The organism is Variovorax sp. 01N425, from assembly GCF_056399465.1.
This window is the reverse complement of record NZ_JBFTRJ010000009.1, coordinates 134566-158709: the sequence shown is the minus strand read 5'-3', so window position 1 is coordinate 158709 and position 24144 is coordinate 134566. Positions and strand designations below refer to the sequence as shown.

The window sequence follows — 24144 nt, the reverse complement described above, 5'->3', positions numbered from 1 at the left end:
CATGATCCTCAAGAACGGCATCGATCAGGCCGCACTGATCACCAAGTTCACCGACGCCTCCGCCAGGCAGGGCGAGACCATCCGCAAGACCGTGCACGAGGCCACGCTCAAGGCGCTGCAGGGCCGCGAGCTCACGCTGGCGAACATCCGGCAGGTGCTGGGCACGGTCACCAAGGCGGCTTCGGCCGGCGCAGAAGGCAGCAAGCTGCCCGCGCCCGACGTGCAGGCGCTGCTGGCCAAGGCCTTCGCCGGCATGGACGGTGCGCTGGAGCAGGCGGTGCTGGCCAACCAGCGCGCGCTGCAGCAGTTGGTGGACCAGGGCGTGAGCCTGCGCGAGACGCAGCTCAAGAAGGCGCTCGCCGACATCGAGAAGATGGAAGACACGCTGTTCGCCAGCGTCAGAAAGGCGGCCCCGGTGGACGGCCCGTGGAGCGGCGTGTTCCAGGCGCTGCAGGGCAAGGGCACCGGCACCGGCGCGCGCGCCACCGCGGCGCTCGAGCAGCTCATGCAAGACACGCACAAGAACCTGCGCGACGGCCGCGCGCTGAGCCTGCGCGCCACGCAGGCAATGCTCGACAGCTATGCCACGCTCGCGAGCGGCGTGCTGATCGGCATGTCCGAAGCCCTGAAGCAGGGCGGGGCGGCTTCCGGACGCACGCCATCGGGCAGCCACTGATGCGGCGGCGGCGGCCTTGTGCAATAACGGGTTCATGATTCCACGGGAGCCGGCCCGGCGCTTCGACTTGCCTTCCCGCAGCCCGAGACGGTGGCGCGGCCTGCCGCGCTGGTGCGGCGCACTGGCGCTCGTGGCCGCGGCCGCCTTTGCGGGGCACCACTTCGCCATGCAGAACGGCCTCGCGCGGCTGCGCGAGGCAGCCGACCACCGGCTCGACATGCTCGCCACCGGGCTCGATGCCGACCTGGCCCGTTTCGAGTACCTGCCGGCGCTGCTGGAGATGACGCCCATCGTCCCCGGGCTGCTCGGCACGCCCTCGGACGCGTCGCTGCGCGATGCGGTCAACCGCTACCTCGACGGCGTCAACGCCGCCGCCGGCGCGGAGATGCTCTACGTGCTGGATGCCGCCGGCACCTCGCTGGCGGCTTCCGACTGGAACCGGCCCGGCACCACCGTCGGCCAGGACCTGTCGTTCCGGCCCTACGTGATCGATGCGCTGGGGCAGGGCAAGGGCCGCTTCTACGGCGTCGGCATCACCAGCCGCAAGCCCGGCTACTACCTCTCGTATGCCTTGCGCCGCGGCCAGCCCACGCGCGGCGTGGTCGCCGTGAAGGTCAACCTGGAAGAAACCGAACGCGCCTGGCGCAAGCTGCCGGGCGACGTGGCGCTGATCGACCAGCGCGGCGTGGTGATCCTCGCCACCCGCGAAGAGCTCAAGTTCCGGCCGCTGCTGCCGCTCGACGCCGTGCAGCGGGCCGAGGTGCAGCGCTCGCGCCCCTACGGCGAGGCCGGCCTGCAGCCGCTGCAATGGACGCTGAAGCAGACGCTGGCGCGCGATGTGAAGGTGATCGCGCTCGACGGCGTCGACCAGCTGGCCTCGACGCGTTCGCTGCGCGGTGCGCCGTGGCAGCTGATGGCGCTCGACGACCTGGCGCCGGTGCGCGTGGGCGCGCGCAACGCGGCCATCACCGCGAGCCTGGCAATGGCGGTGCTGCTGCTGATGGCCGTCACGCTGTGGCAGCGCCGCCGCGCCGTGCGGCAGAAGCTGGCCAACCAGGCTGCGCTGCAGGCGGCGCACGACACGCTCGAATCGACCGTGGTGGCGCGCACCGCGCAGCTGCGCGCCGCCCAGGGCGAGCTGGTGCATGCCGGCAAGATGGCGGCGCTGGGCCAGATGTCGGCCGGCGTGGTGCACGAGCTGAACCAGCCGCTCACCGCGATGCGCACGCTCTCGGAGAGCGCCGCCATCCTGCTCGACAAGAACCGCCTGGACGACGTGCGCGGCAACCTGCAGCGCATCCGGGGCATGGTCGACCGCCTGGCGCGCCTGACCTCGCAGCTCAAGACCTTCGCGCACAAGAACGAGCTTCCGCTCGCGGCAGTGCTGATGGCGCGAGCCGTGGCCGACGCGCAGGCCATCGTGGCCGAGGCCACGAAGAAGAACGGCGTCGCCATCGAGGTCGACGTGCAGCCCGCGAGCCTGAGCGTGATGGCCGAAGAGGCCGCGCTGGGCAGCGTGCTCGTCAACCTGATGCGCAACGCCATCGACGCCATGCAGGCTTCGCCCCGGCGCAGGCTGCGGCTCGAGGCGCGGCCGCAGGAGGGCCGGGTGATCCTGCGCGTGAGCGACACCGGGCCGGGCATTCCACCCGACATCCTGCCGCGCCTGTTCGAGCCCTTCGTCTCCAGCAAGCCGGCGGGCGCGGGCCTCGGGCTCGGGCTCGCGATCTCGGCACAATTGGTGCGGGCCATGGACGGCACGCTGCGTGCGGCCAACCTGCCGGAAGGCGGTGCCTGCTTTGTCGCCGACCTGCCCGCCGCCGTTTACGCCATCCCTATTCCCGCCCTTACAGGAGTGATCAACAAGTGAGCGAAAGCCCCGCCATCCGGGTGATGCTGGTCGAGGACGACGAAGACGTCCGCATCAGCACGACGCAGGTGCTGACCCTGGCCGGTTTCGAGGTCGAGTCCTTTGCAAGCGTCGAACGCGCACGCGGCCACATCCGCTTCGGCGTGCCGGCCATCGTGGTCTGCGACGTGCGCCTGCCGGGCCTGAGCGGCGCCGAATGGCTGCCCGAGCTGCACGGCATCGATGCCGAGCTGCCCGTGATCCTGGTCACCGGCCACGGCCATATCGCGATGGCGGTGCAGGCCATGCGCGAGGGCGCCTACGACTTCATCGAGAAGCCTTTCGGTTCCGAGCGGCTGGTGGCCATCGTGCGCCATGCCGTCGAGCGCCGGCAGCTCTCGCTGCAGGTGCGCGCGCTGCGCGATGCATTGGAAAACTGGAACGGCATCCAGTCGGTGCTGATCGGCCGGTCGGCCCAGATGCAGCTGGTGCGCCGCAACGTGATGACGCTGGCCGAAACCTCGGCCGATGTGCTGATCTACGGCGAGACCGGCACCGGCAAGGAACTGGTCGCGCGCTGCCTGCACGACCACAGCGAGCGCCGCCGCCAGCATTTCGTTCCGCTCAATTGCGGCGGCCTGCCCGAGGCGCTGGCCGAGAGCGAGCTGTTCGGCCACGAGGCCGGCGCCTTCACCAGCGCCAACCGCGTGCGCGTGGGAAAGTTCGAATATGCCAACGGCGGCACGCTCTTCCTCGACGAGATCGAGAGCATGCCGGTGGCGGTGCAGATCAAGCTGCTGCGCGCGCTGCAGGAACGCTGCATCGAGCGCATCGGCTCCAACAAGGCCATTCCCTTCGACTGCCGCGTGGTGGCCGCAAGCAAGGACGACCTGAAGGAAATGAGCGACCGCCAGAAGTTCAGGGCCGACCTGTACTACCGGCTCGGCGTCGCCTTCATCGAGCTGCCGCCGCTGCGCGAACGGCGCGAAGACATTCCCCTGCTGTTCGAGCACTTCACGCTGCTGGCCGCGAGCCGCTACGAACGTGCGGCGCCGCTGCCCACCAACGCTCAGCTGGCCGACCTGATGGCCTATGCGTGGCCGGGCAACGTGCGCGAGCTGCGCAACGTGGCCGACCGCTTCGTGCTGGGCCTGCTCGGCGAGCGGCTGACGCAGACCCGCGGCACCGGCGAGGGCTCGCCAGCGCTGCCGCGCGCGCTGCCGCAGCAGGTCGAATCCTTCGAGCGTGCGGTGATCGTCGAGGCGCTGCGCAAGCACCAGGGCGACCAGCCGGCCACGGCCGCCGCGCTGGCCATCGCGCGGCAGACGCTGCACGACAAGCTGCGCAAGCTCGGCATCGCGGCGGAGGAGTTCAAGGCCCAGTGACCTGCTGACTCACAGCTTGGCGAGCGGCACCTGCAGGTCGGCGAGCTGCGCCGCATCGACGCGGGTGCGGCGCTCGATCAGCCGCCGCGCAACGCGCAGGTCGCGCGCGGCATTGGGGCCCAGCGCCGCAACGACCTTGCCGGCATCCAGGAAGAACATCACGAAGCTGCTGGAATTCCGGTCGCCGCGCACCACCACATCGTGCGCCGGCGTGGGCATGCCGAAGATCTGCAGGTTGACCTCGTACTGGTCCGACCAGAACCAGGGCAGCGGCTGATGGTTCACCGCGATGCCGAGCGCGGCGCGCGCGGCGGCAATGCCTTGCTCCTGGGCGTTCTGCCACGATTCGAGCCGCATCCGCCGCCCCGCCCATTCGCAGTGCCACGTGGCCACGTCGCCCGCGGCCAGGATGTCGGGATCGGATGAGCGGCATTGCGAATCGACCCGCACGCCGCCATCGCACGCCAGGCCCGCCTCGCGCGCGAGCTCGTCGTTGGGGACCAGGCCGACACCGACGAGGACCGCGTCGCATTCGAGCGCGCGTCCATCGGTGAATGACGCCGTGAGGCCACCTTGCGCGCTCTGCGCCAGGCGCTCGATGCCGGTGCCGAGCCGGACATCGACGCCATGCGCGGCGTGGAGCTGCAGCAGGTAGCCGGAAATTTCCGGCGGAACGGTGCGCTCGCAGAGCCGGCCCGTCGCTTCGACGACGGTCACACCCAGGCCCTTCTTCCGCGCCGTCGCGGCCACCTCGAGCCCGATCCAGCCGCCCCCGACCACGAGCAGCCGCCTGCCGGCCGACAGCGCGGCACCGAGCGCCGCCGCATCCTCGATGCTGCGCAGGCTGAAGACGCCGGGCAGATCCGCACCCGGAATATTCAGACGGCGCGCCCGGCCGCCGCTGCAGAGGATCAGCTTGTCGTACGGAACATGTTCTCCCTGCGTCAGGTGGAGCTGCTTCGCCGCCCGGTCGATGAAGGTCGCGCCGACATTCGGCCGCCAGTCGATGTCGAGCGCATCGAAGGCCTCCGGTTTCAGCAGATGCGTGGTGTCCGCAGGCGCGTCCCCGGCGAGCACCGCCTTGGACAGCGGCGGGCGTTCGTAGGGACGATGGGGCTCGTCGCCGACCAGCACCACGCGGCCCGCGAAACCCTCGCTGCGCAGCGTTTGCGCGGCCCAGCCGCCGGCCTGGCCGGCGCCCACGATGGCGATGGTCCCGCTGCTCATGGCTTCAGTCGAGCGAGAGGAACACGCGGCCCGCCTCGATCCTCACGGGGTAGGAGCGGATCGCCTCGGTCACCGGCGCGCAGATCGGCTTGCCGTTGCGCACGTCGAACTTGCCCTGGTGCAGCGGGCATTCGATCTCGTGCCCTTCGAGGAAGCCCTCGCACAGGCGCGCATGGCCATGGGTGCACACGTTGTCGGTCGCGTAGATCTGGCCGTCCACGTTGTACAGCGCAATGTCGCGCCCGCCGACCTGCATGCCGACGACATCGTCGGCGGGCACTTCGTCGACCGCTGCGGCCTCGGTCCATTGGGAATCGCTCATGGCTGGCCTCAGAGGGGATAGATGACGGAGTTGGGGATCATTTCGCTGTCGTAGATGACCTGGCGCGAGGCGAACTTCAGCCCCTCCGGGGTGCGCACGACCACGTCGATGTAGCGGCCCACGTTGAACACGCTCGACAGTTCCGAGAGCTTGGTGCGGAACACCGCGTAGTTGGCCTCGCACTCGAAGCGGTCCGCCTCGGCCTTCAGCACGAGCGGCGTCCCGACCACGTGGCGCTGGTAGTAGGGGTCGTGGAACAGGGTCTCGTGGATGCCGTAGACGCGGTCCTTCAGCATGCCCTTGCTCTCGAACGACAGCGTGGCCAGCGGAAAGCCGCGTTCGTGGTTCTCGCGCGGCTGCAGGCGGTAGCTGCAGTCTTCCGTGAAGAATTCCGGCCAGAGTTCCCATTGGCCGGAGCTCACCGCCTGGGCGTAGCGGGCGTAGAGCTGGGTCAGCTCGAAGTAGTCCTGGAAGTTCATTTCAAACCTCCATCACCTTGCGCCAGTATTCGTACATGCCGCGGATCAGGGTCTCGGTGACCATATGGTCCGTGTCGCCGACCTCGCGGCCGCCGAGCTCGGCGAGCGTGCGGTGGAAAGGCTTCTGCTCGAAGCCTTTCTGCGAGAGCTCGATCACCTCGCCATCGTCGGCCGAGACGAAGCCCGCCGGCCCGAAGAGGTTGGCCTGGCGCAGCCGCCGAAGCGTCATGGCCTCGTCGTCGTCCTCGAAGCCGAAGTGCGTCCAGACGAAATCGAAGGCGCCGGGGCCGCTCGGCTGGATGTGCCGGGTCGAGACGCTGTTGACCTGCTGCTGGAAGATCACGCTCGGGAACAGCGTCATCATCACCGCCGTCGGGCCGCGCCACCACGGCTCGGGCACGATGTCCAGGAAGCGGTCGTCGTTGAGCTTCATGCTTTCCTTGAAGCTCGACACCTGGGTGACCTGGTCCGCCTTGCCGCTCGCGCCGCGGGTCGAGATCATGGCGGCGTGGCGGTGATGGCGGTCCATCTTCAGCTCCGACTTGTTGTCCGCGCGCCAGAGGCCGAAGGTGACGAACCACGTGTGCAGCAGGCCCGGGTGGTAGGGGTCCTTGATGTTCTCCTGCATCAGCTTCCAGTTGCCGGGAATGCGCTGGCGGTTGTAGCCGAGGATCGTGAGCTTGCGGCCGTTGAAGAGCCGGTCGAAGTAGCCCAGGATCTCCGGGCCCATGAAGTCCTCGAGCGGTTCCACCTCTGCATCGAAGGACGCGAACACGACGCCGCCGCGTGTCGCAACCCTGAGCTTGTTGAGGCCGTGCTCGGCCGGCTTGAAGTCGGCCGGCATCCCGCCGTTGACCTTGCCGTCCTGCTTGACGCCGCGGCGGAAAGGCACGCCCTGCAGGTCGCCGCCGAGCGAATAGTTCCACTGGTGGTACGGGCAGGTGAAGCCGCCGGCCTTGCGGTTGCCGTGCCGCTCGCGGCAGAACTGCATGCCCCGGTGCGCGCACACGTTCTCCACCACGCTGATGGAATCCTCGGCATCGCGGACCATGATCACCGAGCGCTCGCCGATCACCGTGCGCTTGAAATCGCCGACCTCCGGAATCTCGGCCTCCAGGCCCACGTAGCACCAGTGGCCCCGGTAGAAGAGGCGCTCGAGCTCGCGCCGGTGCTGGTCGGCGTCGGTGTAGGCCATGAAGGGGATGCGGCTCGTGCCCTTGTCTTCCCAGCGGATCTGCTGCGGAAAGACGGCGGATGTGTCGTCCATTTCTTGTCTCCTGTGCGGCCGCGTCGCCCGGGCCGCTCGTCTCGTGGTGCCCGATGATCGGCCGTTCGAGGCTATCGTTCAATAGAATGTGCCGAATAGTTCATATAGATTTCGCGAATGGGGATGCCGTGGAGCTCAAGGACATCGACCTCAACCTGCTGGTGGTGTTCAACCAGCTGCTGATCGACCGGCGGGTGTCGAAGGTGGCGGCGAATCTCGGCCTTTCGCAGCCGGGCGTGAGCAACGCGCTGGCGCGCCTTCGCAAGCTCACCGACGACCCGCTGTTTCTCAGAACACCCAAGGGCATGGAGCCCACGCCTTTCGCCGAGCAGCTGGCCGCGCCGACCGCGAGCGCGCTGCAGACGATCCATGCCGCCATCAACCAGCGCAGCTCGTTCGATCCGGCCACCTCGGCGCGCGCCTTCACCATCGGCATGACCGACATCGGGGAGATCTATTTCCTGCCCAAGCTGATGCAGGAGCTGGCGCGCGTGGCGCCGGGCCTGTCGATCAGCACCGTCCGCAACACGGCGGTCAATCTCCAGGACGAGATGGAATCCGGCCACGTCGCGCTGGCCATCGGCCTGCTGCCGCAGCTGAAAAGCGGCTACTTCCAGCGCCGGCTGTTCAAGCAGCACTACGTCTGCATGTTCCGCCGCGGGCATGCGCTCGACAAGCGGCAGATCTCGCTGGCCGAGTTCTCGAAGGCCGATCATGTGGTCGTGGTGTCGGAAGGAACCGGCCACGGCAAGGCGGACGAGCTTCTCGGCCGCAAGAAGATCGTGCGCAAGGTCGTGCTGACCGTGCCGCACTACGTGGCGGTCGGCCATATCCTGCATGGCTCCGACCTGGTGGCGACGGTGCCCGAACGGCTCGCGCAGGCCCTGGCCGAGCCGTTCGACCTGTCCTATGTGCGCCATCCGGCCCGGCTGCCCGAGATTGCGATCAGCCTGTTCTGGCACGGCCGCTATCACCGGGACCCCGCCGTGGCGTGGCTGCGCGCCTTGATCGTGCGGCTTCACGGGGAAGGTGCGCCCGGCTGAAGCTCTCCAGTGAATTCACGATCGTTCACTAAACGATCTCAATGCTATCATCGGGTCTTTCCCACAGGATCCCGAGAGGCCCGCCCATGCGTTATCCCGGCCCGCGCGAGAACGACCGAGCTGGATCGAAGGCAGCGGCCGAGCCCGTGCGGGTCACCCGCGAAGGGCTGCTCGACGACGCCTTCATGGCGCAGGTCTACGCGCAGCTCCCGGCGGGCGTGCGGCTGCGCAGCGCAGAGGAGCTGGAAGCCTCCATCGAAGGCATCCTGTCGCGGCACGATGGCCATGCGGCCGTTCATGTGTTCGGATATGGATCGCTGATGTGGAACCCCGCGGTGGAGCACACAGCCATGCATCCGGCGAAAGTCCACGGTTGGCACCGCGCCTTCTGCCTGCGCTCGGTCGTCGGGCGAGGCTCGCAGGAGCGCCCCGGGTTGATGCTCGCCCTCGACCGGGGCGGCGCGTGCCAGGGCGTGCTGCTGCAGATCGAGCCGCGCAAGGTGCGCGATGAGCTGCGGGTGCTCTGGCGAAGGGAGATGCTGACCGAGGTGTACCAGGCCCGGTGGGTGACCGCCCATGTGGAGGGCCGGCCGGTGCGCGCGATCACCTTTGCGGTCGACCGGTCCCATCCCCGCTACACGAAGGCGCTCTCCCCGCATGAGATGGCCCGGATGATCAACACGGGAGCGGGCAGCCTCGGCAGCTGCCGCGAGTATTTCGATGCCACGCTTCGAAAGCTCGAGGCGCTCGGCATACGCGACATGGGGATGGAGCGCCTGCGCAGCGCCGCGGGCTGAAGCCCCATCCACACCCTCAGGCCGCCGCTGGGGCCCGCAGTTCCTTGCGCAGGATCTTGCCCACGGTCGATTTGGGCAGTGCCTCGAGAAAGGTGATGCGCCGAGGCACCTTGTAGGGCGCCAGGAGCTCGCGGCAGTGCGATTCGACCTGGTCCGCCTGCAGGCCCGGCGAGCGGCGCACGACGAACAGGTGGGGGACTTCGCCGGAGCGCTCGTCGGGTACGCCGACGCAGGCGCACTCCAGCACGTCCGGATGCAGCGCGACCACGCCCTCGATCTCGTTCGGATACACGTTGAATCCGGACACCAGGATCATGTCCTTCTTGCGGTCGACGATGGTCATCAGCCCCTGTGCATCCATGGTGACGACATCGCCCGTGCGGAACCAGCCATCGCTGGTGAATGCCAGGCGCGTTTCTTCCTCGCGCTTCCAGTAGCCGGCAAACACCTGCGGCCCCTTGATGAGCAGCTCGCCGGGCGCGCCCTGCGCCACCGGCCCGCCCGCGTCGTCGACGATCATCACGTCGGTGGAGGGCACCGGAACGCCGATGGTGCCGTTGCAGCCCGGCGCATTGAAGGTGGCGCTGGGCGACGTTTCCGTGAGCCCGTAGGCCTCGGTGATCGGCGGGCCGCCGGCCGCCTCCCACCTGCGCGCGACCGCCGCCTGGATCGAGGCGCCGGCGCCGATGACCATGCCGCAACGCGAGAAATCGACCGACGACAGTTCGGGCAGGTTCACCATGCCGTTGAACATGGTGTTGACGCCGATCAGCACGTCGAAAGGCGCTCGCCGCAATTCGGCGCACAGCGCCTGGATGTCGCGCGGATTCATGACGAGCCGGTTGTGTCCGCCGCTCGCCAGCGCCATCAGCGCCATGCCGAGCGGGAAGATGTGGTACAGCGGCAGCGGCGTGACCAGCTCGAAGTTCTGGATCTCGAGGTTCAGCCGCAGCCAGGACTGCATCTGCAGCACACTCACCAGGACGTTGCGATGCGTGAGGCAGGCGCCCTTCGACACGCCGGTCGTGCCGCCCGTGTATTGCAGGAATGCGAGGTCGGAAGGGCGCACCTGTGGGGCGCTGAAGCCGGCAGCCTGCACCGATGCGATGGCGGCGTGCAGCGGGACGAGATGCACGTCGGAGCCGCGCGCCCGCACCGGCCGATCGCCGGCGGGCGCGAGCAGCGACCGCCTCAGCTCCTGCATCGGCACGGTGACGACGTGCCGCACTTCCGTCCGCTCGATGGCTTCGGCCGCGAGTCCCGCGAACGGATCGGCAACCACCAGCGCCACCGCGCCGGAATCCGCCAGCTGGTAGGCCACCTCGCGGGCTGTGTAGAGCGGGTTCATCGTCACCCCCACGAAGCCTGCGCGTGCAATCGCGGCCAGGGCAACCGGATAGAGAAGGTGGTTCGGCAGCAGCAGCGCCACGCGGTCGCCGGGCTGCAGGCCTGCCGACTGCAGGAATGCCGCAAAGCGAGCCGATGCTTGTTCGAGCTCGGCGAAGCTCAGCGATTCGCCGTTGCAGGTCACGGCCGGCCGGCTGGCGTTGCGAGCGAAGGCACCTTCGAACAGGGTGGCGAGGGTGTCGTGCTCGCCGTACACGAGGTCGCGGGGCAGTCCTGCCGGGTAGGACGCATGCCAGATTCTTTGATCCACGTTGTCTCCTTTTTTCTTGAGGGGTCTGGTCAGGACAGCGCTTCGCGAACGAAGTCCATCCGGTCCTGGCCGAAGAACATCTGGTCGCCGACGAAGAGCGTGGGTGCGCCGAACACGCCGCGCTCGACCGCCTCTTGCGTGGTTGCCTTCAATGCGGCCTTGGTCTCGGCGTCCTGCGCCAGGCGCTCGATCTCGGCGGGGTCGAACCCGCCTTCGGCCAGCGTGCGGGCCGTGAGCTGCGCATCGTTCAGGTTGAGCGCATCGATCCACAGCGCCTTGAACACGCAGCCCAGCAGCTGCTGCAGCTGTTCGGGCCGGCGCAGTTGAATGCCGGTGACCGCACGCATGAGGAACAGCGTGATGACCGGGAAGTGCGGATTGCCCTGGAACGGCACGCCATAGCGGCGCGCATGGCGCTCGTAGTCCATCTGCGTATAGCGGCCCTTGACGGGAATGGTGGCCGGCGAGGCGTTGCCGGTGGCCTGGTAGACGCCGCCCAGCAGCATCGGCCGGTAGACGAGCTCGGCGCCGTGGCTTGCGCACAGGGCAGGCAGCTGCGTCCATGCCAGGTACGACGACGGGCTTCCGACATCGAAGAAGAAATCGACTGACTTGCTCATTCAAGCTCCTTTAAGTTAACGGACGTTTGGTAAACGGAAGCTATGTGATTGAGCGGCCTTCGTCAACGGGGTTTCCTTGGGCCTTGCCCTCAATTGACAAACGAACGTTCATTGATTAACGTGCAATGACCTAACGAACGTTTTTTAAAGGAGACCGTATGGACCCATCAGCCAACCACCGCGGCGTGGCTCTCGTCGTCGGCGCGGGCGACGCCACCGGCAGCGCGATCGGCGCGCGCTTCGCCCGCGAGGGCTATGTCGCGTGCCTCACGCGGCGATCGGCCGACAAGCTGGAGCCGGCCGTCGAGCGCATCCGCGCGGCCGGCGGCCAGGCCTTCGGCTACGGCAGCGATGCGCGCAAGGAGGAGGAGGTCGTGGCCCTCGTCGACCAGATCGAGAAGGAGCGCGGCCCGATCGAGGTGATGGTGTTCAACATCGGTGCCAACGTGTCCAGCAGCATCCTGGAAGAGACCGGGCGCAAGTACATGAAGATCTGGGAGATGGCCGCCTTCAGCGCCTTCCTGAATGCGCGCGAGGTCGCCCGCAGGATGGTCGAGCGCGGGCGCGGCACGATTCTTTTTACCGGCGCGACGGCCGGCATCCGCGGCTCGGCGAAGTTCGCGGCCTTTGCCGGCGCCAAGCATGCGCTGCGCGCCCTGGCCCAGAGCATGGCGCGCGAGCTCGGTCCGCGCGGCATCCACGTGGCCCACATCGTGGTCGACGGCGCGATCGACACGGAGTTCATCCGCAGCAACTTCCCCGAACGCTATGCGCTGAAGGAGCAGGGCGGCATCCTGAACCCCGAGCACATTGCGGAGAACTACTGGTACCTGCACACCCAGCCCCGGGACGCCTGGACCTTCGAGATGGACCTGCGCCCCTACATGGAAACCTGGTGAAAGAAGACACATGAAAACACGCATCACTGAACTCTTCGGCATCCGCCACCCGATCATCCAGGGGGGCATGCACTACGTCGGCTTTGCCGAGCTCGCCGCGGCCGTGTCCAACGCCGGCGGACTCGGGCTCATCACGGGCCTCACGCAGCGCACGCCCGAGCTGCTGGCCAAGGAGATCGCCCGCTGCCGAGAGATGACGGACCAGCCCTTCGGCGTGAACCTCACGTTCCTGCCGACCTTGTCCTCGCCGCCGTACCCCGAGTACATCGCGGCCATTGCCGAAGGCGGCGTTCGCATCGTCGAGACGGCAGGGCGCAGTCCCGAGGCCTACATGCCCGCGCTCAAGAAGGCGGGCATCAAGGTGATCCACAAGTGCACCTCGGTGCGGCACGCGCTGAAGGCCGAAGCGATCGGATGCGACGCCGTGAGCGTGGATGGTTTCGAGTGCGGCGGCCACCCGGGCGAGGACGACCTGCCCAACATGATCCTGCTGCCGCGCGCGGCCGAGGAGCTGAAGATCCCGTTCGTCGCCTCCGGCGGCATGGCCGATGCGCGCAGCCTGGTGGCGGCGCTGGCACTGGGCGCGGAAGGCATGAACATGGGCACGCGCTTCGTGGCCACGCAGGAAGCGCCGATCCACCAGAACGTGAAGGACGCCATCGTGGCGGCCACCGAGCTGGACACGCGGCTGGTGATGCGCGGCCTGCGCAACACGGAGCGCGTGCTGACCAATGCATCGGTCGAGCAGCTGATCCGGATCGAGAAGGAAAAGGGCGCCGATCTCAAGTTCGAGGACATCATCGACCAGGTCGCGGGCGTCTACCCGCGCGTGATGCTCGAAGGCGAGATGGATGCCGGCGCCTGGAGCTGCGGCATGGTGGTCGGCCTGATCAACGACATTCCGACGGTGCAGGAACTGATCGACCGCATCATGGAAGAGGCCGAGCAGCTGATCGTCCAGCGGCTCGCCGGTTTCCTGGAGCCTGCGCTGGCCTAGCCAGGCTCCGTGGCAGCGATGCGGTGGCGCTGCCCTAGAAAAGCTCGACGGCCGGCTCCATCAATGCGGATGACCCGGCCCGGATCTCCTGGCAGAGCCCCGCCGCCTGCGGTAGCAGCCGCTGGAAATAGAAGCGGGCCGTTGTAATCTTCGATGCATAGATCGGGTCGCTCGATCCAGCGTTCTTGAACCCCACCTCGGCCATGCGCGCCCAGGTCCACGCAAGCGCCAGGTGCCCGACCAGGCGCAGGTAGGGCGCAGCGGCCGCGCCTGCCGCATGCGGGTCCTGCGCCGACGCGGCCACCAGCTCGCCCGTGAGCTGCCTGATCTCGGCGGCCAGTTCGATGAGCGGCTGCGTGAATTCGCGCATCGCCTCGCGCGGGCTGCAGGTCTCGGCGAATGCGCCGGCCATGTCGAGGAAGGCGCCCATCTGCCGGCCCTGGTCGGCCAGCACCTTGCGCCCGAGCAGGTCCATGGCCTGCACGCCGTTCGTTCCCTCATAAAGGCCCACGATGCGCACGTCGCGCAGGTGCTGCTCGACGCCGTTCTCGCGGATGTAGCCGTGCCCGCCGAACACCTGCATCGCGAGCAGCGTGCATTCCACTGCGAGGTCGCTGGACAACGCCTTCACGAGTGGGGTCAGCAGGCCCAGCAGTTCGGCCGTCTCGTTGCGCCTGGCGGGGTCGGGATGAAGGCGCTGCAGATCGCTCAGCTGCGCGGTCCACAGCGCCAGGGCGCGCGCGCCCTCGATGTTCGCCTTCTGCGTGAGCAGCATGCGGCGCACGTCGGCGTGCCCGATGATCGGATCGGCCGCTTCGCCGGAGGGTCTTGCACCGCTCGCGCGGCCCTGCAGGCGCTCCTTCCCATAGGCCAGGGCCTTCTGGTAGGCCGCTTCCATCAGGCCGATGGCGATCATGCCGACCAGCACACGCATGTGGTTCATCTGCACGAACATGCCCGCGAGTCCCTTGTGGGGCGCGCCCAGCAGCCAGCCGGTCGCACCGTCGAAGTTGATGGTGCAGGTCGAGTTGCCGTGGATGCCCAGCTTGTGCTCGATGGAGCCGCAGACCACCGCATTGCGCGCGCCGGCCGCGCCGCTCGCGTCGGGGATGAACTTCGGCACGATGAAAAGAGAGATGCCCTTCACGCCCGGCGGCGCATCCGGCATGCGCGCGAGCACCAGGTGCATGATGTTCTCGGTCAGGTCCTGCTCGCCGCCCGAGATGAAGATCTTGCTGCCGGTGATGCGGTAGCTGCCGTCGGGCTGCGCCACGGCGCGGGTGCGCATCAGGCCCAGGTCGGTGCCCGCATTGGGCTCGGTCAGGCACATGGTGCCGGCCCACTCGCCCGAGGCGATCTTCGGCAGGTAGAGCGCCTTCTGCGCCTCCGATCCGTTGGCCGACACGTTCACGTAGGTGGCATGCGACATGCCCGGATAGGACGACCACGCCATGTTCGCGCCGCCGAACACTTCGTAGACCGCGTTGGCCACGACCGAAGGAAAGCCCTGGCCGCCGAACTCGGGGCTGCAGGCGAGCCCGGGCCAGCCGTTCTTGGTGAATTCGTCGTAGGCCTTCTTGAAGCCCGGCGGCGTCTGCACTACGCCCGGCGAGGGCATGCTGCAACCGTGCTCGTCCCCTGCTGCGTTGAGCGGCGCAATCACCTCGGCGGCGAACTGGCCGGCCGCGGCGAGCACCTGGTCGATGGTTTCGGCGTCGAGGTCGGGCTGGCCGCAGTCCTGCAGCATGGCCGGCACCTGGAGCAGTTCGTGCAAGACGAACTGGATGTCGCGCATCGGGATCTGGTAGGTCATGGTGCTGCTCCTTGCCTCAGGCCACTTCGAACAGGCCCGCGGCACCCATGCCGCCGCCGACGCACATCGTCACGACGACGAAGCGCGCGCCGCGCCGTTTGCCCTCGATGAGCGCATGTCCCACCAGCCGCGAGCCGGTCATGCCGTAGGGGTGGCCGATCGTGATGCCGCCGCCGTTGACGTTCAGCTTCTCGGGGTCGATGCCCAGCCGGTCGCGCGAATACAGCACCTGGCAGGCGAAAGCCTCGTTCAGTTCCCACAGGCCGATGTCGCTCACCTTGAGCCCGTGGGTCTTCAGCAGCTTGGGCACGGCCAGCACCGGGCCGATGCCCATCTCCTCGGGCGCGAGGCCGGCCACCGCGATGCCGCGGTACGTGCCCAGCGCCTTGAGCCCGCGGCGCTCGGCAACCGCGCGCTCCACCAGCACGCAGGCCGATGCGCCATCGGACAACTGGCTCGAGTTGCCGGCCGTGATGACACCGCCTTCGACGACCGGCTTGAGACTGGCAAGGCCTTCGAGCGTGGTGTCGGGGCGGTTGCCCTCGTCGCGGTCGAGCGTGACCTCGCGGTAGCTGATCGCGCCCGTCTGCTTGTCGGCCACGGCCATGCGCGCCGTGATCGGCACGATCTCGTCGTCGAACAGATGGCGCTCCTGCGCCAGCGCGGTGCGGCGCTGCGCTTCGGCCGAATACGCGTCCTGCGCCTCGCGCGAGATGCCGTACTTCTTCGCGACGATCTCGGCCGTGTGGAGCATCGGGATGTAGGCGTGCTGCACGCGCGCGATGAGCAGCGGATCGGCCTCTTCGCCCACCCACTTGACGAAGGGGTTCTGCACGGCGGAGATGTTCTCCTGCCCGCCGCCCATGGTCACATCCATGCCGTCGACGATGATCTGCTTGGCCGCCGTCGCGATGGCCATCAGGCCCGAGGCGCACTGCCGGTCCATCGTCTGGCCCGGCACCGACTGCGGCAGGCCCGCCGCGAGCGCCGCGAGGCGCCCGATGTTCATGCCCGCGGTGCCGGCGGCCATCGCGCTGCCGATCACCACGTCCTCCACCTCGCCGGGATCGATGCCCGCCCGCTGCACGGCGTGCTGGACCGCGTGGCCCATCAGCGTGGGCGACTTGATGTTGTTCAATGCGCCGCGAAACGCGCGGCCGATGCCCGTGCGTGCGGTGGAAACGATGACGGCTTCTCTCATGGTCAGACTCCAGGGGGTTGGCTAGGCAAGTTGTTGGCGCAGCGGCTCGCCGCGGTTGCGCGGTTCAGGTGCAGGGCGGGCGGGAGCTCCTCATCGCCATTGCCTCGTCCGCAGTCCTTTAAATAACGATCGTTTGTTAAACGATAGTGAACTATAGGTTTGCGCCCACGGCAGCGTCAACACGCTGGAGCGGGTTTGCAGCAGGGGGAAACCCTTGATGCGGAGTCCAGGTAGCGCAATGGAATCACGACCGTTTATCAAACGAGTGGCATGCTATGATGAACACCTCCACGATCTGCAGAGGCCCACTCATGCGCTATCCGTCCACCCACAAAGAGGAAACCCGCAAGAAGCTGCTCGCGAATGCCCGCGCCATCGCCAAGAAAGGCGGCTTCGGCACCACCGGCGTCGATGAATTGATGGCGAGCATCGGCCTGACCGGGGGCGCCTTCTATGGACACTTCCCGTCCAAGGAGGCGCTGTTCGCCGAACTGCTCGAACACGAGATCTCCAACAGCACCGACATGCTGGCCGGAGACCGCGACTCGCCGCCCGACCACGTCGCCAAGCGGCTGCGCAGCTACCTGAGCTCGTACCACGCGCTGCATCCGGAAACCGGCTGCGTGCTGCCGGCACTGGGACCCGAGATCGCCAGGGCCGGGCCCGAGGTGCGTGCCTCGGTCGAAGAAGGCCTGAAGCGCCTGCAGAAAAGCTGGAGCTCGCGCATCGGCGACCCCGACGCCGCATGGGCGCTGATTGCCCAGTGCGTGGGCGCGCTGGTGCTGTCCCGCGCGGTCGAATCCGAGCGCACGCGCAAGGAAATCCTGGCCTCGAGCCGGCGCTTCATCGACCAGACGCACGCGCTGGACGCGGCGCCCGCGAAGCCATCCAAGGCCTCCTGACGGCCGCAGCCGATGCTGCCCCGGCGCGCCACTGCAGCACCTGCGCTGATGCCAACGCTTCCCGCACCGCAGGCGCAGGCGGCCGATGCCGCCGGCCCCGAGCGGCCGGCCTGCACCTACACCACGGCGCATCAGCTCGCCCGCCTCGTCAGGCAGCACTACGACGCGGAACTGGGCGCCATCGGTCTCAGGGCCACGCAGTACCGGCTGCTGGTGGAAATCCTCGCACATGGGCCGGTGCGCCCCTGCGACCTGGCCGAGCGCATGTCGCTCTCTCCCTCGACGCTGACGCGCAATCTCAAGCCGCTGATCGCGGCGGGATGGGTCGATCTTGGGCCCGGGTTGGACGGACGCACCCGCAGTGTGTGCATCACCGCTGCGGGCCGCGGCAAGTGTGCCGAGGGCCGGCCTCGCTGGAGCCTGGCACAGGCCAAGGTGCACCGGTTGATCGGGAGCCGGCAGGTCGGTGCCTTGCATGCGCTCGTCGGCCAATGCTTGACGATCATGTCGGCGGCGGCCGAATGAACGCGGTGGTCAATCCCGACGCGGTTCGATGGCCGCCGCCCGGATGGGCTCGGCCTGCCAGCCGCCGCCCAGCGCCTTGAATGCACCGACCGCCGCGCGTGCCGATTCCGTCTGCGCCTGCGCCCTGGCATCGGCCACGCGCAGCATGCTCTCGTCGGCCTGCAGCACTTCGATCAGGCTGACCACGCCGCGCTGGTAGGCCGCGAACGACGCGCCCCGCGCACGGCCCAATGAGGCCTCACCCTGCGCGAGCAGCGCGGCCTGCTCTTCGCGCTTGACCAGGGCCGAGAAGGCGTTCTCCACGTCTTCGGTGGCACGCAGCGCGGCGAGCCGGTAGGCCGCGAGCAGCTCCGCGTCCTGCCCCTTGGCGAGCTCGATCTGCGCATCGATGCGCGCGAAGTCGAACAGCCGCCAGCGCAGCCCGAGCAGGGCCGCGGCCTGGCTCGCGCCGCCGGTGAACAGGTTGCCGCTGGCCACCGACGTGGCGCTGCCGATGGTTCCCGCGAGCGACAGCTTCGGGTAGTACTCGGCCACGGCCACGCCGATGCGTGCGTTCGATGCCGCCAGGCGCCGCTCGGCGGCGATCAGGTCGGGCCGGCGGCGCAGCAACTCGGCGGGCGAGCCGGTGGCGCCGATGCCGGGCGCAACGGGAATGGCCGCGGCCGCCGCCAGTTCGGCGCGGTGCGCGCCCGGCGCTGTGCCCAGCATCACGTCGAGCGCGTTCATGGCCGCGGACTCGCCGGCCTCGAGCGCCGGCACCGACGCCCGAACCTGCGCCAGTGCGCCCTCGGCCTGGTGCAGTTGGAGCTCGGTGGCCAGCCCCTTGCCGTGGAGCAGGCCGATCTTCGCGAGCAGGTCCTGCTGCGTGGCGACCTGCCGGCGCGCAATGTCCAGGCGGGCCTGCAGGCCGCGGAGCGTGATGTAGATGTCGGCGGTCTGCGCGGCCACGGCCAGGCGCGTGGCGGCCGCGCCGGCTTCCGAGGCCTGGTAGTCGGCCAGCGCGGCCTCGCGTCCCCGGCGCAGCCCGCCGAAGATGTCCAGCTCCCAGCTGGCGCCGAGGTTCGCTTCGTAGGCGCTACCGTAGCGGTCGAAACCCGGCTGCGCGTTCAGCACCTGGCCCAGCGGCGTTTCCACCGACTGGTAGGCCCTGGCCGCTTGCGCGCCCAGATTGCCCGAAGGCAGCAGCGCCGCATTCGCCGCACCGAGCCCGGCCCGGGCCTGCGACACGCGCGCGGCGGCCTGCGCAAGATCGAGGTTCTGCTTCAACGCCTGTTCGACATAGCCGGCCAGCTGCGCATCGCCGAAGCCGGTCCACCATGCCGCGAGCTCGGCGTTGGCGGTGGCCGATCGCTGGCCGAGCGCCGCCTCGCCCATGAAGCGGTCGGGCAGGGCCGGGGCCGGCCGGACATAGTCGGGCCCCACGGCGCAGCCTGCGAGGAGGCTGAACAGCAGGGGCAGGGCAAGCGTGCGTGGGGACATGGGAGTGCTCCGGGCGACGGGCGAAAAAAGCAAAAGAAGTGAGTGACTATAATTCAATTTGGTCACTTGTTGTTGTTTGTTTGTCCAGGCGCTAAGCTCCCGGCATGAACAACGCAACCTCTTCCCCGCCGGCCGCGCGGGGGCCGGCCGACCACGACGTGCGCGCGCAGATCGTCGTGGCGGCCACCGAGCACTTCAGCCAGTACGGCTACGAGAAGACCACGGTTTCCGACCTGGCCAAGGCCATCGGCTTCTCCAAGGCCTACATCTACAAGTTCTTCGAGTCCAAGCAGGCGATCGGCGAAATGATCTGCGCGAACTGCCTGCGCGAGATCCAGCTGGAGATCCGCGCCGCGGTCGACGGGGCCGGCAGCCCGCCCGAGAAGCTGCGCCGCATGTTCAAGGCCATCGTGGATTCGGGCCTTCGGCTGTTCTTCCAGGACCGCAAGCTCTACGAGATCGCCATCTCGGCCGCCAGCGAGCGCTGGCCGTCGGCCATCGCCCATGAAGAGTGCATCCGGCAGATGCTGCTCGAGCTGCTGAAGCAGGGGCGCGAGTCCGGCGACTTCGAGCGCAAGACGCCGATCGACGAGACGGCGGCGGCCATCTACCTGGTCATGCACCCCTACGTCAACCCCGTGATCCTGCAGCTCAGCTCCAGTTACACGGAGCAGGCGCCGGCCCAGCTGTCGGGCCTGGTGCTGCGCAGCTTGTCGCCTTAGCCGAATAAGTTCCCAGTGACTATTGACTAAATTGGTCACTGTTATCAGAATCGGGCTCTGATCGATTCGTCAATGGGCCCCTCATGCACACGCGCCGCTTCCTCACATCCGCCTTGGTCTGCGCCTTGCCGTTCGCGCTGGCCGCCTGCGACGACAAGGCCCCGCCCGATCCACGCACCCAGACGCCGCTGGTGCGCGCCGCCACGGTCCAGGCCGCCGGGCCGGCATCGCGCTCGTTCACCGGCACCGTCGCCGCGCGGGTCCAGAGCGACCTGGGCTTTCGCGTCTCCGGAAAAGTGCAGGAGCGCCTGGTCGACGCAGGTCAGGCGGTCAAGCGCGGGCAGCTGCTCATGCGCATCGACCCGGTCGACCTGAGGCTGGCGGCGCGTGCGCAGCAGGAGGCCGTGAGCGCCGCACGGGCGCGCGCGAAGCAGGCCGGCGACGAGGAAGCACGCTTTCGCGACCTGCGCGGCACCGGCGCGATTTCCGCCTCGGCGTACGACCAGGCCAAGGCGGCGGCGGATGCCGCGCAGGCCCAGCTCGCTGCGGCAGAAGCGCAATCGGAAGTCGCGCGCAATTCGAATCGCTATTCGGAACTCGTTGCCGACGCAGATGGCACGGTGCTCGAGACGCTGGCCGAGCCCGGCCAAGTCGTCAACGCCGGGCAGCCGGTGGTCCGCGTGGCGCAGGCCGGGCGCAGGGAGGCCGTGGTGCAGTTGCCCGAAACGCTGCGTCCGGCCGTCGGCTCCGGCGGGCAGGCCACGCTGTTCGGCAAGGAAGACGTTGCCGTGCCCGTCAAGCTCAGGCAGCTCTCCGATGCGGCCGACAGGCTCACGCGCACCTTCGAGGCGCGCTACGTGCTCGAAGGCGCGCTCGCCAATGCGCCGCTGGGCGCCACGGTGACCGTCGACATCTCGGACGGCAAGCCGGCCCGTGCAGGAGGCGTGCAGGTGCCCATCAGCGCCTTGTTCGATACAGGCAAGGCGACGGGCGTGTGGGTCATCGGCGGCGATCCGTCGACGGTGCGCTGGCAGCCGGTGGCCGTCGAGCGCCTGGATGGCGAGCGCGCGCTGGTGGCCGGGCAGCTCAAGCAGGGCGACCAGGTGGTCGCGCTGGGCGCGCACCTGCTGCGCGAAGGCGAGAAGGTGCGTGTCGCGGCCTCGGCCGCGCCCGCCGCGGCGGGCGGAGCGCGCCCATGAGCGAAGGCCGCTTCAACCTGTCGGCGCTGGCGGTACGCGAGCGATCCATCACGCTGTTTCTCATCGGCCTGATCTCGCTCGCGGGGCTGGTCGCGTTCTTCAAGCTCGGCCGCGCGGAAGACCCGGCCTTCACGATCAAGGTGATGACCATCATCACGGCCTGGCCGGGCGCCACCGCGCAGGAGATGCAGGACCAGGTGGCCGAGAAGCTCGAGAAGCGCCTGCAGGAGCTGCGCTACTACGACCGCGCCGAAACCTACACGCGGCCCGGCCTCGCGTTCACCACGCTGACGTTGCAGGACAGCACGCCGCCCTCCAAGGTCCAGGAAGAGTTCTACCAGGCGCGCAAGAAGGTCGGCGACGAAGCGGGCAGCCTGCCGGCCGGCGTGATCGGGCCGATGATCAACGACGAGTATGCGGACGTCACCTTCGCGCTGTTCGCGCTCAAGGCCAAGGGAGAAGCGCAGCGCGTGCTGGTGCGCGACGCCGAGGCGCTGCGCCAGCGCCTCTTGCATGTGCCGGGCGTGAAGAAGGTCAACATCGCGGGCGAGCAGTCGGAGCGCATCTACGTCGAGTTCGCGCACGACCGGCTGGCCACCCTGGGCATCGGGCCGCAGGACGTGTTCGCCGCGCTCAACGGCCAGAACGCGCTGAGCCCGGCCGGCTCTGTGGAAACCCGCGGCCCGCAGGTGTTCATCCGGCTGGACGGCGCATTCGACACGCTGCAGAAGATCCGCGACACGCCCCTGGTTGCGCAGGGCCGCACCCTGAAGCTGTCGGACGTGGCCACGGTCAGGCGCGGCTACGAAGACCCGGCCACCTTCATGATCCGCAACGGCGGCGAGCCTGCCTTGCTGATCGGCGTCGTGATGCGCGAGGGCTGGAACGGGCTCGACCTGGGCAAGGCGCTGGAGGTGGAAGCTCAAGCCATCAACGCCGAGCTGCCGCTGGGCCTCCGCCTCACCAAGGTCACGGACCAGTCGGTGAACATCAGCGCGTCGGTCGACGAGTTCATGGTCAAGTTCTTTGCGGCGCTGCTGGTCGTGATGCTCGTGAGCTTCCTCAGCATGGGCTGGCGTGCGGGCCTCGTGGTGGCCGCCGCGGTGCCGCTGACGCTGGCCGTGGTCTTCGTGGTGATGGCCGCGACCGGCAAGAACTTCGACCGCATCACGCTCGGCTCGCTGATCCTCGCGCTCGGCCTCCTGGTGGACGACGCCATCATCGCCATCGAGATGATGGTGGTGAAGATCGAGGAGGGCTACAGCCATGTGGCCGCGTCCGCCTACGCCTGGAGCCACACGGCGGCGCCGATGCTCTCGGGCACGCTGGTCACTGCCGTCGGCTTCATGCCCAACGGCTTTGCGCCGTCGACCGCGGGCGAGTACACGAGCAACATGTTCTGGATCGTCGGCATTGCGCTGATCGCGTCCTGGGTGGTCGCGGTGGTGTTCACGCCTTACCTGGGCGTCAAGCTGCTGCCGAACTTCAAGAAGATCGAAGGCGGCCATGCCGCGATCTACGGCACGCCGCGCTACAACCGGCTGCGCGGCGTGCTGGCGCGCGTCATCGCGCGCAAGTGGCTGGTGGCGGGCGCGGTCGTCGGGCTCTTCGTGGCGGCCATCCTCGGCATGGGCGTGGTCAAGAAGCAGTTCTTCCCGATCTCCGACCGTCCCGAGGTGCTGGTCGAAGTGCAGATGCCCTACGGCAGTTCGATCACGCAGACCAGCGATGCCACGGCCAAGGTCGAGACCTGGCTGTCCACGCAGCCCGAGGCGCAGATCGTCACGTCGTACATCGGGCAGGGCGCGCCCCGCTTCTTTTTCGCGATGGGGCCGGAACTGCCCGACCCCTCGTTCGCCAAGATCGTGGTGCGCACGGCCAGCCAGGAGGAGCGCGAGGCACTGAAGCACCGCCTGCGCCAGGCTATTGCCGATGGCCTCGCGTCCGAGGCGCGGGTGCGCGTGACGCAGCTGGTGTTCGGGCCGTACTCGCCGTTCCCCGTGGCCTACCGCGTCAGCGGACCCGATGCGAACGAGCTGCGCCGGATCGCGGCCGAGGTGCGGCAGGTGATGGATGCCAGCCCGATGATGCGCACCGTCAGCACCGACTGGGGCACCCGCACGCCCACGCTGCACTTCACCCTGAAGCAGGACCGCCTGCAGGCCGTCGGGCTGAGCTCCAGCGCGGTGGCGCAGCAACTGCAGTTCCTCCTGAGCGGCGCGCCGGTGACCACCGTGCGCGAGGACATCCGCACCGTGCAGGTGGTGGCCCGTTCGGCCGGCAGCACCCGGCTCGATCCCGCCAAGCTCGCGGACTTCACGCTCGCCGGTGCCGGCGGCCAGCGCATTCCGCTGTCGCAGGTCGGCGAGGTCGAGGTGCGCATGGAAGAACCCGTGATGCGGCGGCGCGACCGCATGCCCACGATCACGGTGCAGGGCGACATCGCCGAGGGGCTGCAGCCGCCCGACGTATCGAACGCGATCACCGCGAAGCTGCAACCCCTGGTGCAGAAGCTGCCGGCCGGCTACCGCATCGCCGAGGCCGGCTCGATCGAGGAATCGGAAAAGGCAACCGCAGCGATGCTGCCGCTCTTCCCCATCATGCTGGCGGCCACGCTGCTCATCATCATCTTCCAGGTGCGCTCGATCTCGGCGATGGTCATGGTGTTCCTCACGAGCCCGCTCGGGCTGATCGGCGTGGTGCCGACCTTGCTGCTGTTCCAGCAGCCCTTCGGCATCAATGCGCTCGTGGGGCTCATCGCGCTGTCGGGCATCCTGATGCGCAACACGCTGATCCTGCTCGGGCAGATCCACCACAACCAGCAGGAGGGGCTCGATCCCTTCCATGCGGTGGTCGAGGCGACCGTGCAGCGTGCGCGGCCCGTGATCCTGACGGCGCTGGCGGCGATCCTCGCGTTCATTCCGCTGACGCACTCGGTGTTCTGGGGCGCGCTGGCGTACACGCTGATCGGCGGCACTTTCGCGGGGACGATCCTCACGCTGGTGTTCCTGCCGGCGATGTATTCGATCTGGTTCAGGATCAAACCCGGCAACGCCGACCAGCCCGCGCATTGACGCGCCGCATC

21 protein-coding genes are annotated in these 24144 nt (G+C 68.5%); 12 read left to right on the top strand and 9 right to left on the bottom strand.

Annotated features, from left to right (window positions below):
- The first annotated feature begins 1 nt into the window (after nucleotide 1).
- From AC1DSC_RS17880 to AC1DSC_RS17870, 3 genes are read left to right on the top strand one after another with little or no spacing between them, the layout of a single operon-like run.
- Entirely contained in the window at nucleotides 2–676 is a 675-nt protein-coding gene (locus tag AC1DSC_RS17880) for a DUF6781 family protein (RefSeq protein ID WP_018904180.1), read from the top strand.
- Nucleotides 677–710: 34 nt separating this feature from the next.
- Complete coding sequence (locus AC1DSC_RS17875) at nucleotides 711–2546, top strand: sensor histidine kinase (RefSeq protein ID WP_018904181.1); 1836 nt, start codon at nucleotides 711–713, stop codon at nucleotides 2544–2546.
- Complete coding sequence (locus AC1DSC_RS17870; protein WP_012748760.1) at nucleotides 2543–3910, top strand: sigma-54-dependent transcriptional regulator; 1368 nt, start codon at nucleotides 2543–2545, stop codon at nucleotides 3908–3910. Before AC1DSC_RS17875 ends, AC1DSC_RS17870 begins: the two co-directional genes overlap by 4 nt.
- A 9-nt stretch (nucleotides 3911–3919) precedes the next feature.
- Here AC1DSC_RS17870 and AC1DSC_RS17865 read toward each other — a convergent pair whose 3' ends face one another.
- The 4 genes from AC1DSC_RS17865 to AC1DSC_RS17850 are packed head-to-tail and all read right to left on the bottom strand — an operon-like array spanning nucleotide 3920 to nucleotide 7205.
- Complete coding sequence (locus AC1DSC_RS17865; protein ID WP_278877497.1) at nucleotides 3920–5137, bottom strand: NAD(P)/FAD-dependent oxidoreductase; 1218 nt, start codon at nucleotides 5135–5137, stop codon at nucleotides 3920–3922.
- A gap of 4 nt (nucleotides 5138–5141) precedes the next feature.
- A complete protein-coding gene (locus tag AC1DSC_RS17860; RefSeq protein ID WP_278877494.1) occupies nucleotides 5142–5459 on the bottom strand; it encodes a non-heme iron oxygenase ferredoxin subunit in 318 nt (105 codons plus the stop codon).
- Nucleotides 5460–5467: 8 nt separating this feature from the next.
- Nucleotides 5468–5938: an aromatic-ring-hydroxylating dioxygenase subunit beta gene (locus AC1DSC_RS17855; RefSeq protein WP_369664593.1), complete on the bottom strand. Its 471-nt coding sequence runs from the start codon at nucleotides 5936–5938 to the stop codon at nucleotides 5468–5470.
- A gap of 1 nt (nucleotide 5939) precedes the next feature.
- Complete coding sequence (locus AC1DSC_RS17850; protein WP_369664592.1) at nucleotides 5940–7205, bottom strand: aromatic ring-hydroxylating dioxygenase subunit alpha; 1266 nt, start codon at nucleotides 7203–7205, stop codon at nucleotides 5940–5942.
- Between the two features lie 128 nt (nucleotides 7206–7333).
- On the opposite strand from AC1DSC_RS17850, the gene AC1DSC_RS17845 reads away from it, so the two are divergent.
- Entirely contained in the window at nucleotides 7334–8248 is a 915-nt protein-coding gene (locus AC1DSC_RS17845; RefSeq protein ID WP_369664591.1) for a LysR family transcriptional regulator, read from the top strand.
- A gap of 86 nt (nucleotides 8249–8334) precedes the next feature.
- Nucleotides 8335–9045 carry a gamma-glutamylcyclotransferase gene (locus AC1DSC_RS17840; protein WP_307596024.1) on the top strand — a complete coding sequence of 237 codons (711 nt, stop codon included), beginning with the start codon at nucleotides 8335–8337 and terminating at the stop codon, nucleotides 9043–9045.
- 16 nt (nucleotides 9046–9061) lie between these two features.
- Here the strand turns inward: AC1DSC_RS17840 and AC1DSC_RS17835 are convergent, their stop codons facing one another.
- Nucleotides 9062–10702 carry an AMP-binding protein gene (locus AC1DSC_RS17835; RefSeq protein ID WP_018904189.1) on the bottom strand — a complete coding sequence of 547 codons (1641 nt, stop codon included), beginning with the start codon at nucleotides 10700–10702 and terminating at the stop codon, nucleotides 9062–9064.
- 29 nt (nucleotides 10703–10731) lie between these two features.
- Nucleotides 10732–11322 carry a 2-hydroxychromene-2-carboxylate isomerase gene (locus tag AC1DSC_RS17830; protein ID WP_018904190.1) on the bottom strand — a complete coding sequence of 197 codons (591 nt, stop codon included), beginning with the start codon at nucleotides 11320–11322 and terminating at the stop codon, nucleotides 10732–10734.
- 158 nt (nucleotides 11323–11480) lie between these two features.
- On the opposite strand from AC1DSC_RS17830, the gene AC1DSC_RS17825 reads away from it, so the two are divergent.
- Nucleotides 11481–12221, top strand: coding sequence for an SDR family oxidoreductase (locus AC1DSC_RS17825; protein ID WP_018904191.1), 741 nt, complete (start codon nucleotides 11481–11483; stop codon nucleotides 12219–12221).
- 10 nt (nucleotides 12222–12231) lie between these two features.
- On the top strand, nucleotides 12232–13218 hold the full coding sequence (locus AC1DSC_RS17820; RefSeq protein WP_018904192.1) for an NAD(P)H-dependent flavin oxidoreductase: 987 nt from the start codon (nucleotides 12232–12234) through the stop codon (nucleotides 13216–13218).
- A gap of 34 nt (nucleotides 13219–13252) precedes the next feature.
- Here AC1DSC_RS17820 and AC1DSC_RS17815 read toward each other — a convergent pair whose 3' ends face one another.
- Nucleotides 13253–15031 (bottom strand): acyl-CoA dehydrogenase C-terminal domain-containing protein, encoded by a 1779-nt coding sequence (locus AC1DSC_RS17815; protein ID WP_018904193.1) that lies wholly within the window; start codon nucleotides 15029–15031, stop codon nucleotides 13253–13255.
- 16 nt (nucleotides 15032–15047) lie between these two features.
- Complete coding sequence (locus AC1DSC_RS17810; RefSeq protein ID WP_018904194.1) at nucleotides 15048–16232, bottom strand: acetyl-CoA C-acyltransferase; 1185 nt, start codon at nucleotides 16230–16232, stop codon at nucleotides 15048–15050.
- A gap of 311 nt (nucleotides 16233–16543) precedes the next feature.
- Between AC1DSC_RS17810 and AC1DSC_RS17805 the strand changes: the two genes are divergently transcribed.
- Nucleotides 16544–17134: a TetR/AcrR family transcriptional regulator gene (locus AC1DSC_RS17805; protein ID WP_012748773.1), complete on the top strand. Its 591-nt coding sequence runs from the start codon at nucleotides 16544–16546 to the stop codon at nucleotides 17132–17134.
- 48 nt (nucleotides 17135–17182) lie between these two features.
- Nucleotides 17183–17659: a MarR family winged helix-turn-helix transcriptional regulator gene (locus AC1DSC_RS17800; protein ID WP_018904195.1), complete on the top strand. Its 477-nt coding sequence runs from the start codon at nucleotides 17183–17185 to the stop codon at nucleotides 17657–17659.
- A gap of 9 nt (nucleotides 17660–17668) precedes the next feature.
- Here AC1DSC_RS17800 and AC1DSC_RS17795 read toward each other — a convergent pair whose 3' ends face one another.
- On the bottom strand, nucleotides 17669–19138 hold the full coding sequence (locus AC1DSC_RS17795) for an efflux transporter outer membrane subunit (protein ID WP_018904196.1): 1470 nt from the start codon (nucleotides 19136–19138) through the stop codon (nucleotides 17669–17671).
- Nucleotides 19139–19242: 104 nt separating this feature from the next.
- Between AC1DSC_RS17795 and AC1DSC_RS17790 the strand changes: the two genes are divergently transcribed.
- From AC1DSC_RS17790 to AC1DSC_RS17780, 3 genes are all read left to right on the top strand, one after another.
- Nucleotides 19243–19860 (top strand): TetR/AcrR family transcriptional regulator, encoded by a 618-nt coding sequence (locus AC1DSC_RS17790; RefSeq protein ID WP_018904197.1) that lies wholly within the window; start codon nucleotides 19243–19245, stop codon nucleotides 19858–19860.
- An 83-nt stretch (nucleotides 19861–19943) separates the two neighbouring features.
- The gene (locus tag AC1DSC_RS17785) at nucleotides 19944–21059 is read left to right on the top strand and encodes an efflux RND transporter periplasmic adaptor subunit (RefSeq protein ID WP_018904198.1); all 1116 of its coding nucleotides are present in this window, start codon (nucleotides 19944–19946) and stop codon (nucleotides 21057–21059) included.
- Complete coding sequence (locus tag AC1DSC_RS17780) at nucleotides 21056–24133, top strand: efflux RND transporter permease subunit (RefSeq protein WP_018904199.1); 3078 nt, start codon at nucleotides 21056–21058, stop codon at nucleotides 24131–24133. Before AC1DSC_RS17785 ends, AC1DSC_RS17780 begins: the two co-directional genes overlap by 4 nt.
- The last annotated feature ends 11 nt before the right edge of the window (nucleotides 24134–24144 follow it).